Source organism: Verrucosispora sp. ts21, assembly GCF_002879555.1.
GTDB classification, from domain to species: Bacteria; Actinomycetota; Actinomycetes; order Mycobacteriales; family Micromonosporaceae; genus Micromonospora; species Micromonospora gifhornensis.
In genome coordinates, this window is sequence record NZ_PNOZ01000002.1 from 96,855 (window position 1) to 110,487 (window position 13,633).

The 13,633-nt window shown below is 70.5% G+C and carries 11 protein-coding genes; 1 reads left to right on the top strand and 10 read right to left on the bottom strand.

All coding sequences use genetic code 11. The features are described 5' to 3' along the window. Positions 1-269 precede the first annotated feature (269 nt). The 10 genes from C1A38_RS01170 to C1A38_RS01215 all read right to left on the bottom strand — a co-directional run bounded on the left by C1A38_RS01170 (position 270) and on the right by C1A38_RS01215 (position 12,169). Entirely contained in the window at positions 270-2,810 is a 2,541-nt protein-coding gene (locus C1A38_RS01170; RefSeq protein ID WP_102656024.1) for an ATP-dependent Clp protease ATP-binding subunit, read from the bottom strand. Positions 2,811-3,267: 457 nt separating this feature from the next. Next, complete coding sequence (locus tag C1A38_RS01175; protein WP_013736254.1) at positions 3,268-3,618, bottom strand: histone-like nucleoid-structuring protein Lsr2; 351 nt, start codon at positions 3,616-3,618, stop codon at positions 3,268-3,270. 114 nt (positions 3,619-3,732) lie between these two features. Beyond that, positions 3,733-5,241, bottom strand: a complete 1,509-nt coding sequence (gene lysS, locus C1A38_RS01180) for a lysine--tRNA ligase (RefSeq protein WP_102655966.1) — start codon at positions 5,239-5,241, stop codon at positions 3,733-3,735. 128 nt (positions 5,242-5,369) lie between these two features. Next, positions 5,370-6,128, bottom strand: a complete 759-nt coding sequence (locus tag C1A38_RS01185) for a type III pantothenate kinase (RefSeq protein ID WP_102655967.1) — start codon at positions 6,126-6,128, stop codon at positions 5,370-5,372. A gap of 33 nt (positions 6,129-6,161) precedes the next feature. Further along, positions 6,162-7,058, bottom strand: a complete 897-nt coding sequence (gene nadC / locus C1A38_RS01190) for a carboxylating nicotinate-nucleotide diphosphorylase (protein WP_102656025.1) — start codon at positions 7,056-7,058, stop codon at positions 6,162-6,164. Between the two features lie 26 nt (positions 7,059-7,084). Next, a complete protein-coding gene (locus C1A38_RS01195) occupies positions 7,085-8,779 on the bottom strand; it encodes an L-aspartate oxidase (RefSeq protein WP_102655968.1) in 1,695 nt (564 codons plus the stop codon). A gap of 61 nt (positions 8,780-8,840) precedes the next feature. Then, the gene (locus C1A38_RS01200) at positions 8,841-9,737 is read right to left on the bottom strand and encodes a septum formation family protein (RefSeq protein ID WP_102655969.1); all 897 of its coding nucleotides are present in this window, start codon (positions 9,735-9,737) and stop codon (positions 8,841-8,843) included. 157 nt (positions 9,738-9,894) lie between these two features. Next, a complete protein-coding gene (gene panD, locus C1A38_RS01205) occupies positions 9,895-10,314 on the bottom strand; it encodes an aspartate 1-decarboxylase (RefSeq protein WP_102655970.1) in 420 nt (139 codons plus the stop codon). A gap of 29 nt (positions 10,315-10,343) precedes the next feature. Then, entirely contained in the window at positions 10,344-11,192 is an 849-nt protein-coding gene (gene panC, locus C1A38_RS01210) for a pantoate--beta-alanine ligase (RefSeq protein ID WP_102656026.1), read from the bottom strand. A 20-nt stretch (positions 11,193-11,212) separates the two neighbouring features. Continuing rightward, positions 11,213-12,169, bottom strand: a complete 957-nt coding sequence (locus C1A38_RS01215; protein ID WP_199180038.1) for a Rossmann-like and DUF2520 domain-containing protein — start codon at positions 12,167-12,169, stop codon at positions 11,213-11,215. Positions 12,170-12,314: 145 nt separating this feature from the next. On the opposite strand from C1A38_RS01215, the gene C1A38_RS01220 reads away from it, so the two are divergent. Further along, the gene (locus C1A38_RS01220) at positions 12,315-13,625 is read left to right on the top strand and encodes an SAM-dependent methyltransferase (protein WP_502696910.1); all 1,311 of its coding nucleotides are present in this window, start codon (positions 12,315-12,317) and stop codon (positions 13,623-13,625) included. Positions 13,626-13,633: the final 8 nt, after the last annotated feature.

The window sequence follows — 13,633 nt, forward strand, 5'->3', positions numbered from 1 at the left end:
GGCAACGGTCTCACCGGGTGGGTGCCGCCGCGTACCCCTCGTACAACCGCTCCTGGTGGGCGCACATGCCCCGGCAAACCGTGACCGTCACCACAAGGTTGACGACTCTGACCGACGACTCGGATCGTCTGCCCACGGTGGGGCCGGTCTGACGTTTTGTCCGGTATAACCATCGCTGCCCGACGGGATCCGGTCGCTGCCGTGGCGCGAAAAGGCGGCGGCCCGGTGGCAGATGCCACCGGGCCGCCGTCGATGTGAGCTGGTAGAACTCAGGCCGCAGACTCGTCCGCACCGGTGGTAGCGGTGCCACCGAGATCAGCCGGGACGGCGTCCGGCACGTCGACCGGGCGCTCGGAGCCCTGGAAGACGAGCTTGGACTTGTCGATGTCGTTCGGGTCGCCCTCGCAGTCCACCACCACGATCTGACCCGGGGTCAGCTCGTTGAAGAGGATCCGCTCGGAGAGGTTGTCCTCGATGTCGCGCTGGATCGTGCGGCGCAGCGGCCGCGCGCCCAGCACCGGGTCGAAGCCCTTGGCAGCCAGGTACTTCTTGGCGTTGTCGGTCAGCTCAAGACCCATGTCCTTGTTCCGCAGCTGGGTCTCGATGCGGGCGATCATGATGTCGACGATCGACAGGATCTCCGTCTGACGCAGCTGGTGGAAGACGATGGTGTCGTCGATCCGGTTGAGGAACTCGGGCCGGAAGTGCTGCTTGAGCTCGTCGTTGACCTTCTGCTTCATCCGGTCGTAGTTCGACTCGGAGTCCTCCGAGGCCTGGAAGCCCAGCGAGACCGCCTTGGCCACGTCCCGGGTGCCCAGGTTGGTGGTCAGGATGATGACCGTGTTCTTGAAGTCCACGATCCGACCCTGACCGTCGGTGAGCCGACCGTCCTCCAGGATCTGGAGCAGCGTGTTGAACACGTCCGGGTGGGCCTTCTCGATCTCGTCGAAGAGCACCACCGAGAACGGCCGACGCCGCACCTTCTCGGTCAGCTGGCCACCCTCGTCGTAGCCGACGTACCCGGGCGGGGCACCGACGAGCCGGGAGACCGTGTAGCGGTCGTGGAACTCGGACATGTCCAGCTGGATGAGGGCGTCCTCGCTGCCGAACAGGAACTCGGCGAGCGCCTTGGACAGCTCGGTCTTACCCACACCGGACGGGCCGGCGAAGATGAACGAGCCCGAGGGGCGCTTCGGGTCCTTCAGGCCGGCACGGGTACGCCGGATGGCCTTCGAGACCGCCTTGACCGCGTCCTCCTGGCCGATGACGCGCTTGTGCAGCTCGTCCTCCATGCGCAGCAGGCGCGAGGTCTCCTCCTCGGTCAGCTTGTAGACCGGGATGCCCGTCCAGTTGCCCAGCACCTCGGCGATCTGCTCGTCGTCGACCTCGCTGACGACGTCCAGGTCACCGGCCTTCCACTCCTTCTCCCGCTGCGCCTTCTGGCCCAGCAGCTGCTTCTCCTTGTCGCGCAGCTGAGCGGCGCGCTCGAAGTCCTGCGCGTCGATCGCGGACTCCTTGTCGCGACGCACCTGGGCGATGCGCTCGTCGAAGTCACGCAGGTCTGGCGGCGCGGTCATCCGGCGGATCCGCATCCGGGCGCCCGCCTCGTCGATGAGGTCGATCGCCTTGTCCGGCAGGAACCGGTCGGAGATGTAGCGGTCGGCAAGCGTCGCGGCAGCCACCAGCGCGGCGTCGGTGATACTCACCCGGTGGTGCGCCTCGTAGCGGTCGCGCAGGCCCTTGAGGATCTCGATGGTGTGCGCCAGCGACGGCTCACCCACCTGGATCGGCTGGAACCGGCGCTCCAGCGCCGCGTCCTTCTCCAGGTGCTTGCGGTACTCGTCGAGGGTGGTCGCGCCGATGGTCTGCAGCTCGCCACGGGCCAGCATCGGCTTGAGGATGCTCGCCGCGTCGATCGCGCCCTCGGCGGCACCCGCACCCACCAGGGTGTGAATCTCGTCGATGAACAGGATGATGTCGCCGCGGGTGCGGATCTCCTTGAGCACCTTCTTGAGGCGCTCCTCGAAGTCACCGCGGTAACGGGAGCCGGCCACCAGCGCGCCCAGGTCGAGCGTGTAGAGCTGCTTGTCCTTGAGCGTCTCGGGCACCTCGCCCTTGATGATCTTCTGGGACAGCCCCTCGACCACGGCGGTCTTGCCGACGCCGGGCTCACCGATCAGGACCGGGTTGTTCTTGGTACGGCGGGAGAGCACCTGCATGACCCGCTCGATTTCCTTCTCGCGCCCGATCACCGGGTCGAGCTTGCCCTCGCGGGCCGCCTGGGTCAGGTTCCGGCCGAACTGGTCCAGCACCAGGCTGGTCGACGGCGCGGCCTCACCCGGCGCGGTGCCCGCCGCGGCAGGCTCCTTGCCCTGGTAGCCGGAGAGCAGCTGGATCACCTGCTGGCGGACCCGGTTCAGGTCGGCGCCGAGCTTGACCAGCACCTGGGCGGCGACGCCCTCACCCTCGCGGATCAGGCCGAGCAGGATGTGCTCGGTGCCGATGTAGTTGTGGCCGAGCTGCAGCGCCTCGCGCAGCGACAGCTCCAGCACCTTCTTGGCCCGCGGCGTGAACGGGATGTGCCCGCTCGGCGCCTGCTGGCCCTGGCCGATGATCTCCTCCACCTGCTGGCGGACGCCCTCCAGGGAGATCCCGAGGCTCTCCAGGGCCTTGGCCGCGACGCCCTCACCCTCGTGGATCAGGCCCAACAGGATGTGTTCCGTACCGATGTAGTTGTGGTTGAGCATCCGGGCCTCTTCTTGGGCCAGGACGACAACCCGTCGCGCTCGGTCGGTGAACCGCTCGAACATGCCCTCGTGCTCCTCACGTGCCGTGCGCACTCGATCTTGGTGGTCAAGACTCTCGGCGGGGCCGGTGCGCGAGCGCCCGGGACGGGCGTCCGCGCCTCATTACTCTATCGCCGCGAACCGGCTCGGCTGACCTCGTGTGTCTGCGCGGTGGGCCCGGTACGCGTCGTTTTGCACAACCCTCCGCGCTCAGCGGGTGTTCCGGGCGGGGGGTCTGTACGCGCAGAGCGAAATTCGACGGACAGCCGTAAGCCATCGGGACCGCGCACGGAGGGGCCCCGGAGACCGGACGGCATCCCTTCCGACGCCATCCACAGGGTGTGGACAACACATCCACCGGCTGTGGACAACGCCCGACCCGCCGGCTTTAGTCCCCGCGGACGGGCCTGAAACGACGCCGACGCCGGCCCGGAATGTTCCTCCGGGCCGGCGTCGGCCGACGACCTTCGCGGGAGTCGTCTCAGTGACCCGCCTTGGCGTGGTACTCGTCGACGATCTCCTGCGGGATGCGACCCCGGTCGGAGATGTCCTTGCCGGCCTTGCGCGCCCAGGCCCGGATGGCCTTGTTCTGCTCGCGGTCGGCGGTGGCTCCACCACGACCACGGGCGGCGCGCCCACCGACGACCACACCGCCACGGCCGACCTTGGTGCCGTGCGCGATGTACTGCGCGAATGCATCACGCAATTTGTCGGCGTTGGAACTCGACAGGTCGATCTCGTACTGAACGCCGTCGAGGGCGAACTTGACGGTCTCGTCCGCGTCCCCGCCGTCCAGGTCATCGACCAGCTTGTGAATGATCTGCTTGGCCACGTCCCACATTCCTTTCGAGCAGGGCTGATACTGCCATCTGCGACAGCAACAATAACCTGTCAGATGCTTGTCACGTCAATAGGACGCGGTAACGAGCCGACGAGTTCCGTACGACTACTCCGGGCGAACCAACGGGAACAGGATGGTTTCCCGAATTCCCAGGCCGGTCAGCGCCATCAGGAGTCGATCGATTCCCATTCCCATGCCACCGGCCGGCGGCATTCCATACTCCATCGCCCGGAGAAAGTCCTCGTCCAGCCGCATCGCCTCATCGTCGCCACGAGCGGCCAGTTGCGCCTGGGCGAGCAGCCGTTCCCGCTGTACCACCGGATCGACCAACTCCGAGTACGCGGTGGCCAACTCGAACCCGAACACATACAGGTCCCACTTCTCGGCCACGCCCGGCTCACTGCGATGTCCACGGGTCAGCGGGCTGGTCTCCTCCGGATAGTCGCGCACGAAAGTGGGCGCCTGAAGCCCTGGCACGACCAACTCCTCGAACAACTCCTCGACCAACTTGCCCGGCCCCCACTTGGGGTCGACGCTCACGCCGACCTTGTCCGCGTACTCGACGAGGCGGGCCCGTTCGGTGCGGACCGTGACCTCTTCGCCGAGCGCCTCGGAAAGCACACCGAAGAGGCTCACCGAACGCCACTCGCCGCCCAGGTCGAACTCTTGACCGTCGGCGTGCGTCACCACGGTCGACCCGGTTGCCGCGATCGCCGCCTGCTGTACGAGATTCCGGGTCAACTCGGCCATCGTGTTGTAGTCGCCGTACGCCTGGTACGCCTCGAGCATCGCGAACTCCGGTGAGTGCGAAGAGTCGATGCCCTCATTACGGAAGTTACGGTTGATCTCGAACACCCGCTCGACGCCACCCACCACGGCGCGCTTGAGAAACAGTTCCGGCGCGATTCGTAGATACAGGTCGGTGTCGAGTGCATTGCTGTGGGTCACGAAAGGTCGGGCCGCCGCACCACCGTGCAGCAACTGGAGCATCGGGGTCTCGACCTCGATGAATCCCTTGTCGTGCAGCAAATCGCGCAGACTGCGTACCGCAGCCGCCCGGGTACGCACCATCTGGCGTGCCTGAGGGCGGACGATCAGGTCGACGTAACGCTGCCGTACCCGGGCTTCCTCACTGAGCGGCTTGTGTGCCACCGGCAGCGGGCGCAGGGCCTTGGCGGTGACCGCCCACTGCTCGGCCAGCACCGACAGCTCACCCCGCCGGCTGGTGATCACCTCGCCGGTGATGCCGACCAGGTCACCCAGGTCGATCAGGCGCTTCCAGTCGTCCAGTCGCTCCGCGCCGACCCGGTCCAGCGACAGCATGGCCTGCAGTTCCGTGCCGTCGCCGTCCCGCAGCGTGGCGAAGCAGAGCTTGCCGGTGTTCCGTACGAAGATCACCCGGCCGGTGACCGAGACCTGGTCGCCGGTCGCGGTGTCCGTGGGCAGGTCGGCGTAGCGCTCCCGCACCTCGGCGAGGCTGCTGGTACGCGGGAAGCTGACCGGGTACGGCTCGACGCCGTCGGCGAGCATCCGCTCCCGCTTCTCCCGGCGGACCTTCATCTGCTCGGGAAGGTCGTCGGCGGGGTCGACTGGCACGGGGCTCTGCTGGGTCACGGCACGCTTCCTCAGAGGGAGAATTCGGACGGGGTCAAGCCCAGAGCGTACTCAAGCCCCCGAACTCCCGTTACCGGATAACCCGCCCCCCATGACCCACCCCACCCAGCAAGCCGGTGCAGCCCGACTCAGACGTTCCGCTCATAGACCATGCGCAACCCCATCAACGTGATCATCGGCTCGTGGTGCGTGATCGTCCGGCACTCGTTGAGCACCAACGGCGCCAGCCCACCGGTGGCGATCACCGCCTTCAGCTCGCCCATCTCCTCGGCCATCCGCTCGACGATCCGATCCACCTGGCCGGCAAAGCCGAAGTAGAGGCCCGCCTGCAGGCACTCCACGGTGTTCTTGCCGATCACCGAACGCGGCTTGGTCGCCTCGACCTTGCGGAGCTGGGCGGCGCGGGCCGCCAGCGCGTCGAAGGAGATCTCGATGCCCGGCGCGAACGCGCCGCCGAGGAACTCGCCACGACCGCTGATCACGTCGAAGTTGGTGGTGGTGCCGAAGTCGACCACGATCGACGGGCCGCCGTAGAGGGCGTACGCGGCCAGGGTGTTCACCACCCGGTCGGCGCCGACCTCCTTCGGGTTGTCGATGGCCAGTTGCACGCCGGTGCGTACCCCCGGCTCCACGATCACGCTCGGCAGTTCCCCGTAGTAGCGGGTCAGCATGGTCCGCAGCGACCGCAGCGCGGCCGGCACGGTCGAGCAGGCCGCCACCCCGGTGATCTCGACGGCGTCCCCGGCGAGCAACCCCCGGAACATCAGTCCCAGCTCGTCGGCGGTCGAGCGGGCGTCGGTCTTGATCCGCCAGGAGTGCACAAGCTGGTCGCCGTCGAAGGTCGCCAGCACGGTGTTGGTGTTCCCGATGTCGATGCAGAGCAGCACGCCACGCAGCCTAGACGGCCGGTCCTGCGGGGCTCACTCCGTACGCAGGTCCAGCGCGATGTCCAGGATCGGCGAGGAGTGGGTGAGCGCGCCGACGGAGAGGAAGTCCACGCCGGTCGCCCCGACCTCGGCGGCGTCGGCGAGGGTCAGCCCGCCGGTCGCCTCCAGCTCGGCGCGGTCACCAACAGCCGCCACCACCTCGGTGAGCAGCTGCGGGGACATGTTGTCCAGCAGCAGGAACCTCGCGCCGGCCTCGACCGCCTCCACCGCCTCGGCGAGGGTGTCCACCTCCACCTGCACCGGTACGTCGGGGAAGGCCTCGCGGACCCGCCGGTAGGCCGCGGTGATCCCGCCGGCGGCGTACTTGTGGTTGTCCTTGATCATGGCGACGTCGTACAGGCCCATCCGCTTGTTCGTGCCGCCGCCCGCGCGGACCGCGTACTTCTCCAGCATTCGCAGGCCCGGCGTGGTCTTGCGGGTGTCGAGGACCATCGCCTTGCTGCCGGCCAACACGTCCGCCCAGGCCCGGGTGTGGGTGGCCACCCCGGACATCCGGCTGAGCAGGTTGAGCGCGGTGCGTTCGCCGGTGAGCAGCACCCGGGTGGGGCCGGTCACCGTGGCCAGCACGTCGCCGCGGGCCACCCGATCGCCGTCGTGGGCCACCACGGACACCTCGACGGTACGACCACCGCCGGTCAGTTCGTCGGCCACCTCGAAAACGGCGGCGGCCACGGCCAGCCCGGCCACCACCCCGTCGGCCCGAGCCACCACGTCGACGGTGTCGGTCTGCGTCGCCGGGATGGTCGCCACGCTTGTGACGTCGAGCAGGTCCGGGCCGAGATCCTCGACAAGCGCGGTCTCGATGATCCGGCGCACCTGCTCGGGCGCCAGTCCGGCCGCGCGCAGCAGCCCTTCGGTTGCCTTGCTCATGCCCACCCCTGCGGCACCGTTGTCGCTCATCGTGTCTCCTCCCACCGCATGGCCAGCCGGTTCTGCGCCCCGATCGCGCCGACCAGGTGGCCGTGCCACCGCGCATCGGCCGACGGGTGGTCCTCCCGCCAGTGACAGCCCCGGGTCTCCTGCCGGGCGAACGCCGCGGCGACAAGCATCGTCGCCACCGTCAGCAGGTTCGTCGCCTCCCAGTCGGCGGTACGGGGCGTACCGCGCTCCGCGCCCAGCTCGACCAGTTCGGCGGCGGTCCCGGCGAGCGTCGCCGACGAGCGGAGCACGCCCGCGCCCCGGGTCATCGCCCGTTGCAGGACGGGTGTGGCCGCAGCCGGCAGCACCCAGCCGTCGCCACCCCGCCAGGCTCCGGTTTCCGCCGGGCGTGCCTGCTCGGGCAGCCCGGCGGCGATGTGATCGGCGATCCGCCGGGAGAAGACCAGCCCTTCCAGCAGCGAGTTGCTGGCCAGCCGGTTCGCGCCGTGCACGCCGGTGCAGGCAACCTCACCGCAGGCGTACAGGCCGGGGATGGAGGTGCGACCGTGCAGATCGGTACGGACGCCGCCCGAGGCGTAGTGGGCGGCGGGCGCCACCGGGATCAGGTCCACGCCCGGGTCCACGCCGATGGCCTGGCAGGAGGCGACGATGGTGGGGAACCGGCGGGCCAGGAAGTCGCCGCCGAGATGGCGGGCGTCGAGGTGGACGTGGTCGGCACCGGTGGCCAGCAGCACCCGGTGGATGCCCTTGGCCACCACGTCCCGGGGGGCCAGTTCCGCCAGCTCGTGCTGGCCGAGCATGAACCGTTTGCCGTCGGCGTCCACCAGGTACGCGCCCTCGCCCCGCAGCGCCTCGGAGACCAGCGGTTGCTGGGCGTGGCCGTCGCCGGGCGTACGGGCCTGCGCGGGCACGATCAGCGCGGTCGGGTGGAACTGCACGAACTCCACGTCGGTGACCGCGGCACCGGCCCGCATGGCCAGGGCAACCCCGTCACCGGTGGAGACCGCGGGGTTGGTGGTCGCCGCGAAGACCTGACCCATCCCGCCGGTGGCCAGCACCACGGCCCGGCTCAGGATGGCGCCCACGCCGTCCTCGCTGCCCTCGCCGAGCACGTGCAGGGTGATGCCGCACGCCCTGCCGAGCCCGTCGGGGCCGTCACCGGGGGCGCGGAGCAGGTCCAACACCAGCGCGTGCTCGACCAACCGGATCCACGGGTCACGGCGGACCGCCTCGTGCAGGGCCCGCTGGACCTCGGCGCCGGTCGCGTCGCCGCCGGCGTGCACGATCCGGTCCGCCCGGTGCCCGCCCTCCCGGGTGAGCATCAACGAGCCGTCGGGGTTGCGGTCGAAGGCGGCGCCGATGCGCATGAGTTCCCGCAGCCGGGTCGGCCCCTCCTCCACCAGCACACCGACCGCCGCCGGGTCGCAGAGCCCGACGCCGGCGATCTCGGTGTCGGAGGCGTGCATCGCCGGGGTGTCCGCCGGGTCGAGCACCGCTGCGATGCCGCCCTGGGCCCAGCGGGTCGAGCCCTCGTCGATGTTCACCTTGGTGACCACTGTGACGTGCAGGCCGGCCTCGCGCAGGTGCAGCGCGGCGGTCAGCCCGGCCACTCCGGAGCCGACCACGATCACGTCGGTCGTCTCCACCCAACCCGGTGCCGGAGCGGACAGCAGGCGGGGCAGCGCCGGCAGGCCGACGGTCGGTAGCTCCATCCCCTCAGTCAACCCGAACGTCACTCGGCTCGGGCGGCGGGGGCGGGACGAGTGGTTCCGGCTACTTCGTCCGGACCGGCAGGCCGGCCGGACCGGCCCCCTTGAGCGAGCCGGTCACCTGCCGGTCGCTGAGCCAGAGGTAGCACCGCACCCCCCGGTCACCGGCCCGCCACCGCCCGGCGCTGGGCGGGCGGACCACCAGGTCGGTGCGGTAGAGCAGGTCGGTGCTGTCCGGCAGACCGGCGTAGCGGGCGAGGGCGGTACGACAGCCGGCGTAGAACGGCGCCCACTCTGCACCGTTCGCCGGGTACGGGCGGTCAGGCGCCTGCCACACTCCGGCGAACTCGGCATTGTGGCGCTCGGCGCAGTCCACCTGCGCCAGGGCCTGCACCACCCCGGAGCGGTTGGTACGGGCCTGCTGGCACCCCAACCAGAGCGGTGACGGTGGCCGCAGGGCGTTGCGCAGCGAGCCGCTGCGGGTCACCACCTTGGCTCCCGCCTCGGCGGTGGTCACCTCCATCAGGTCGCAGCGGTACCAGCGCGACCCGGCGGCCCAGCCGGCCCCGGTGGGCACCGCGACCGCCAGTCGCAGCCGGCCGGCCCGCCAGTTGTCCCCCACGTAACCGTTGGTCCGCTGGTCACAGTCGGCGAAGGCGGTACGCAGTTCGGGTGAGGCGATCGGCGGCGGTTCGTTGCGTTCGGCGGTGAAGACCCCGACGTGCACCGTCTCCACCCGGTGCGGCGTGGCGCAGTCCACCGGCGCGTACGCCGCCACCGGCACCGCGTCGGCGAAGTCCGTCTCGTGGCAGACCTCGGCCGCCGGGGTGAACGCGCCGGGCGCAGCCATGGCCGGCCAGTCGTCGGTCAGGTCACCGTCGAGTCCGTGCGGCGCACCGCAGCCCGCCAGCACCGCCGCGACGGCCAGGGCCGCGGTCAGGGTTCTCGTCGCACGCTGCATGACGCCGCCTCCCCCAGCCAGCGGCCGTCCCCCGACGGCGGTCACAGCGTAACCAGAAATGACCTTCCGGTGACAGACCGGATTCCGGGGCACTGCGGGAGGCAGGCGTTAACAAGGGGCCCTTTCACCTCATGAGGCGTTAATAAGGTGCCCTTCCTTACACCGAAAGCGGGTTGGGGAGGGGGCTGCCGGCGGTGCCGGGGGCGGCGGTCGACGGGTCGGCACCCAGGTCGACGACCTTGTTGTCGGCGTCGACGTGCACCACCCGGGGGCGGTACGTGCGGGCCTCGGCGTCGTCCATCTGCCCGTACGAAATCAGGATGACCAGGTCACCCGGGTGCACCAGGTGCGCCGCCGCACCGTTGATGCCGATCACGCCGCTGCCCCGCCGGCCCGGGATCACGTACGTCTCCAGCCGGGCGCCGTTTGTGATGTCCACGATCGCGACCTGTTCGCCGGGCAGCAGGTCGGCGGCGTCGAGCAGGTCCTCGTCGACGGTCACCGACCCGACGTAGTGCAGATCAGCCTGGGTCACCGTGGCCCGGTGGATCTTGGATTTGAGCATGGTGCGGTACATCGGGACGCCTTTCGCGCTGATGTGTCTGGTCAGGAGGCCGGGTGCAGCAGGACGGGCGCGTTGTCGATCAGCCGGGTCTGGCCCACCCAGGCGGCGACGAGCAGCCGGGCCGGCCCTTCGACCGGCCCCGGTTCCAGGTCGGGGTCGGTGAGGACCAGGTAGTCGAGGCGGGCACCGGGCTCGCCGGCTCCGAAGGCGGCGTGCGCGGCGCTCAGCACCGCCCCGGCGTCGCGGCCCGCCTCGGCGGCCTCGGCACCGGCCCGCAGCGCCCGCGACAGGCCGAGCGCCACCTGCCGCTCCTCGCTGGAGAGGTAACGGTTGCGGCTGGACAGCGCCAACCCGTCGGGCTCCCGGACGGTGGGTACGCCGACCACCTCGACCGGCACGTCCAGGTCCCGACACATCCGCCGGACCAGGGTCAGCTGCTGGTAGTCCTTCTCCCCGAAGAACGTCAGGTCGGGGCGGGTGAGCTGGAGCAGCTTCAGCACCACGGTGAGCACACCGTGGAAGAAGCCGGGGCGGCTCAGCCCTTCCAGGTCCTCGCCGAGCGGGCCCGGGTTGAGCCGTACCTGCGGTGCGCCACCGGGATACATGTCCGGCACCGCCGGGGCGAAGACCAGGTCGGCACCGGCCCGTCGGCACACCTCGAGATCAGCGTCGAGGGTCCGGGGATAGCGGTCGAAGTCCTCGGTCGGGCCGAACTGGAGCGGGTTCACGAAGATCGTCACGATCACGTGATCGGCGCGCTCCCGGGCTGCCCGCAGCAACGACTCGTGCCCCTCGTGCAGGGCTCCCATGGTCATCACCACCCCCACCGTCCCGGTGAGGGCGGCGCGGGCCTCGGCCAACTCGGCACGGGTGTGCACGAGCCTCGTCACGTGATCCATCGCCGTCCCACTCATGCCGCCACCCCGCTCTGATCCCGGTCGAGTACCCCGAGCAGCGGCTCGGCATCCACCGGCCGCAGTCGGCCGGCGGCCATCGCCCGATCGGCGGTACGCCGGGCCAACGCCAGGTAGGCGGGGACCGATTCGGGCGCGGTGGAGGCCAACTGCGTCAGGTGCCGGGCGACCGTACCAGCGTCACCCCGGGCCACCGGGCCGGTCAACGCGTCGTCGCCGAGGCGCAGCGCGTTCTCCAGCGCGGCCCGCAGCAGCGGAGCGAGCACCTTCTCGGGCTGCGCCACACCGGCGTCGCGCAGCCGGTCGGCCGCCTCGTTGACAAGCGTCACCAGGTGGTTCGCGCCGTGCGCCAGCGCCGCGTGGTAGAGCGGCCGGTCGGCCTCCCCGATCCACTCGGGCACCCCGCCGAGATCCGCCACCAGTCGGGCGGCCAACGGGCGCAGTTCGGCCGGCGCGGTCACCCCGTACGAGATACCGGGCAGCCGGCTGAGGTCGTCGGGCGTACCGGTGAACGTCATCGCCGGGTGCAGCGCCAGCGGGCGGGCGCCGACCGCGACGGCCGGGGCCAGCACCGCGAGGCCGTGCGCCCCCGACGTGTGCGCGACCACCTGGCCGGGTCGCAACGCCCCCTCGGCGGCGAGCCCGGCGACCACCCCGGCCAGGGCGTCGTCGGGTACGGCGATCAGCAGCAGATCGGTGGCCGCCCGGGCGACCTCGACGGCCGGGCCACGGGAGACGGTGGGCAGCAGCAGCGCCACCCGCGCCTGCGATGCCCCCGAACTGCCGGTGGTGGCGACCACCCGGTGACCCACGGCCGCGAGCGCGGCCCCCAGGGTGGCACCGACGCGTCCAGCGCCGACGACGCCGACGGTGAGCACGGCGGGAATGGTGGCGAATGGCACGGTCGCGGGCCGCCGACGGGCGGCCGGGCGCGTGCGCAGCGGTGCGCTCATGTCACGATCCAGTCCTCGAGATGGGTACCGGTCGAGGCAAGTATGCGTCGCCGACGGGGATCCGAAACAAGGATGTGTGAAATCGTTCACCGCCGTTGAATCAGGCGTGGTGGAAGCGCCGAAAGCGAGGACCGAGCTGATGGCAATGCGCTGGCATCAGGCGATGGAGCGGGCGCTCTACGGCACCGACGGCTTCTTCGTCTCCGGTGCGGGGCCGGCGGCGCACTTCCGCACCAGCGTGCACGCTTCCCCGGTCTTCGCGGGTGCGCTGCTCCGGTTGATCCATCACCTTGACGGGGTGCTCGGGTTTCCTTCCGTCTTCGACGTGGTGGATGTGGGTGCGGGGCGGGGGGAGTTGCTTCGGTCGCTGTCCGTGGGGGTTTCCGGGGAGTCCGCCCGCTCCGGGCGGTCAGGCTTGATCCCTGCGCGGGCGGGCTCCCCGGAAACCCCGACCACCACGGCCACCGTCCGGCCCTCACCCGTCAACCCATTGACGATCACGACGGGGTACGACGACAGCTGCGCGTCGGATCTCACCGTGGGCGGGTCGGTGCCGTTGGTCGAGCGGGTACGGTTCACCGCCGTCGAGCTGGCTCCGCGCCCCGATGACCTGCCCGAAGAGATCCGCTGGACCGACCGGATTCCCGCCGGTGTCACGGGTCTGCTGCTGGCCACCGAGTGGCTCGACAACGTCCCCCTGGACCTCGCCGTGCACACCCAGCACGGCTGGCACTACCTCCTCGTCGACCCCACCTCGGGCGAGGAGACGATCGGAGACCCGCTCAGCCGAGCAGACCTCGACTGGATCTCCACCTGGTGGCCCAGCCCTCTCGTACCTGACAGTGACAGCTCGACCGGGTCGGGTTTCCGGGCAGCCCGACCGGCGCAGGGATCAAGCCTGACCGCCCGGAGCCGGTCGGGCTGCCCGGAAACCCCCACGGACCGCACCCCAGTCCCGCTCGAACGAGTGGAGATCGGCAGGACCAGGGACGAAGCCTGGGCTGACGCGGTCGGCCACGTCGAACGTGGGCTGGCGTTGGCGGTGGACTACGGGCATCTGCGCGCGGAGCGGCCGGTCGACGGGACGTTGACCGGGTACCGGGCTGGACGGCAGGTGCCGCCGGTGCCGGACGGGTCGTGTGACGTCACCGTGCACGTGGCCATGGACTCGGTCGCCTCCGCCGGTGAGCGGGTCGCCCGGTGTGCGTACCTCCTGGGGTCGCAGCGGGACGGGCTGCGGGCGCTCGGGGCCGACGGAGGGCGACCGCCGCTGAGCCTGGCCGCCGGTGACCCGGCCGGGTACGTGCGGGCGTTGGCCGCGGCATCGGCGGCGGCCGAGCTGACCGATCCGGCCGGGCTCGGTGGGCACTTGTGGTTGTGGCAGCCCGTCGGCCTGTCCACGGACCTGCTACCGGCGGGGTGTGCCGGACCGATCGACACCGCTGCGCCGTCGTGACCGGCCGG

What these genes read in the sequence shown, in the direction of transcription:
- panD (WP_102655970.1), bottom strand. Translation starts at nt 10,314, where the DNA reads ATGTACCGCACCATGCTCAAATCCAAGATCCACCGGGCCACGGTGACC.
- C1A38_RS01215 (WP_199180038.1), bottom strand. Translation starts at nt 12,169, where the DNA reads ATGAGCGCACCGCTGCGCACGCGCCCGGCCGCCCGTCGGCGGCCCGCG.
- nadC (WP_102656025.1), bottom strand. Translation starts at nt 7,058, where the DNA reads ATGAGCAAGGCAACCGAAGGGCTGCTGCGCGCGGCCGGACTGGCGCCC.
- C1A38_RS01220 (WP_502696910.1), top strand. Translation starts at nt 12,315, where the DNA reads ATGCGCTGGCATCAGGCGATGGAGCGGGCGCTCTACGGCACCGACGGC.
- C1A38_RS01170 (WP_102656024.1), bottom strand. Translation starts at nt 2,810, where the DNA reads ATGTTCGAGCGGTTCACCGACCGAGCGCGACGGGTTGTCGTCCTGGCC.
- C1A38_RS01195 (WP_102655968.1), bottom strand. Translation starts at nt 8,779, where the DNA reads ATGGAGCTACCGACCGTCGGCCTGCCGGCGCTGCCCCGCCTGCTGTCC.
- C1A38_RS01200 (WP_102655969.1), bottom strand. Translation starts at nt 9,737, where the DNA reads ATGCAGCGTGCGACGAGAACCCTGACCGCGGCCCTGGCCGTCGCGGCG.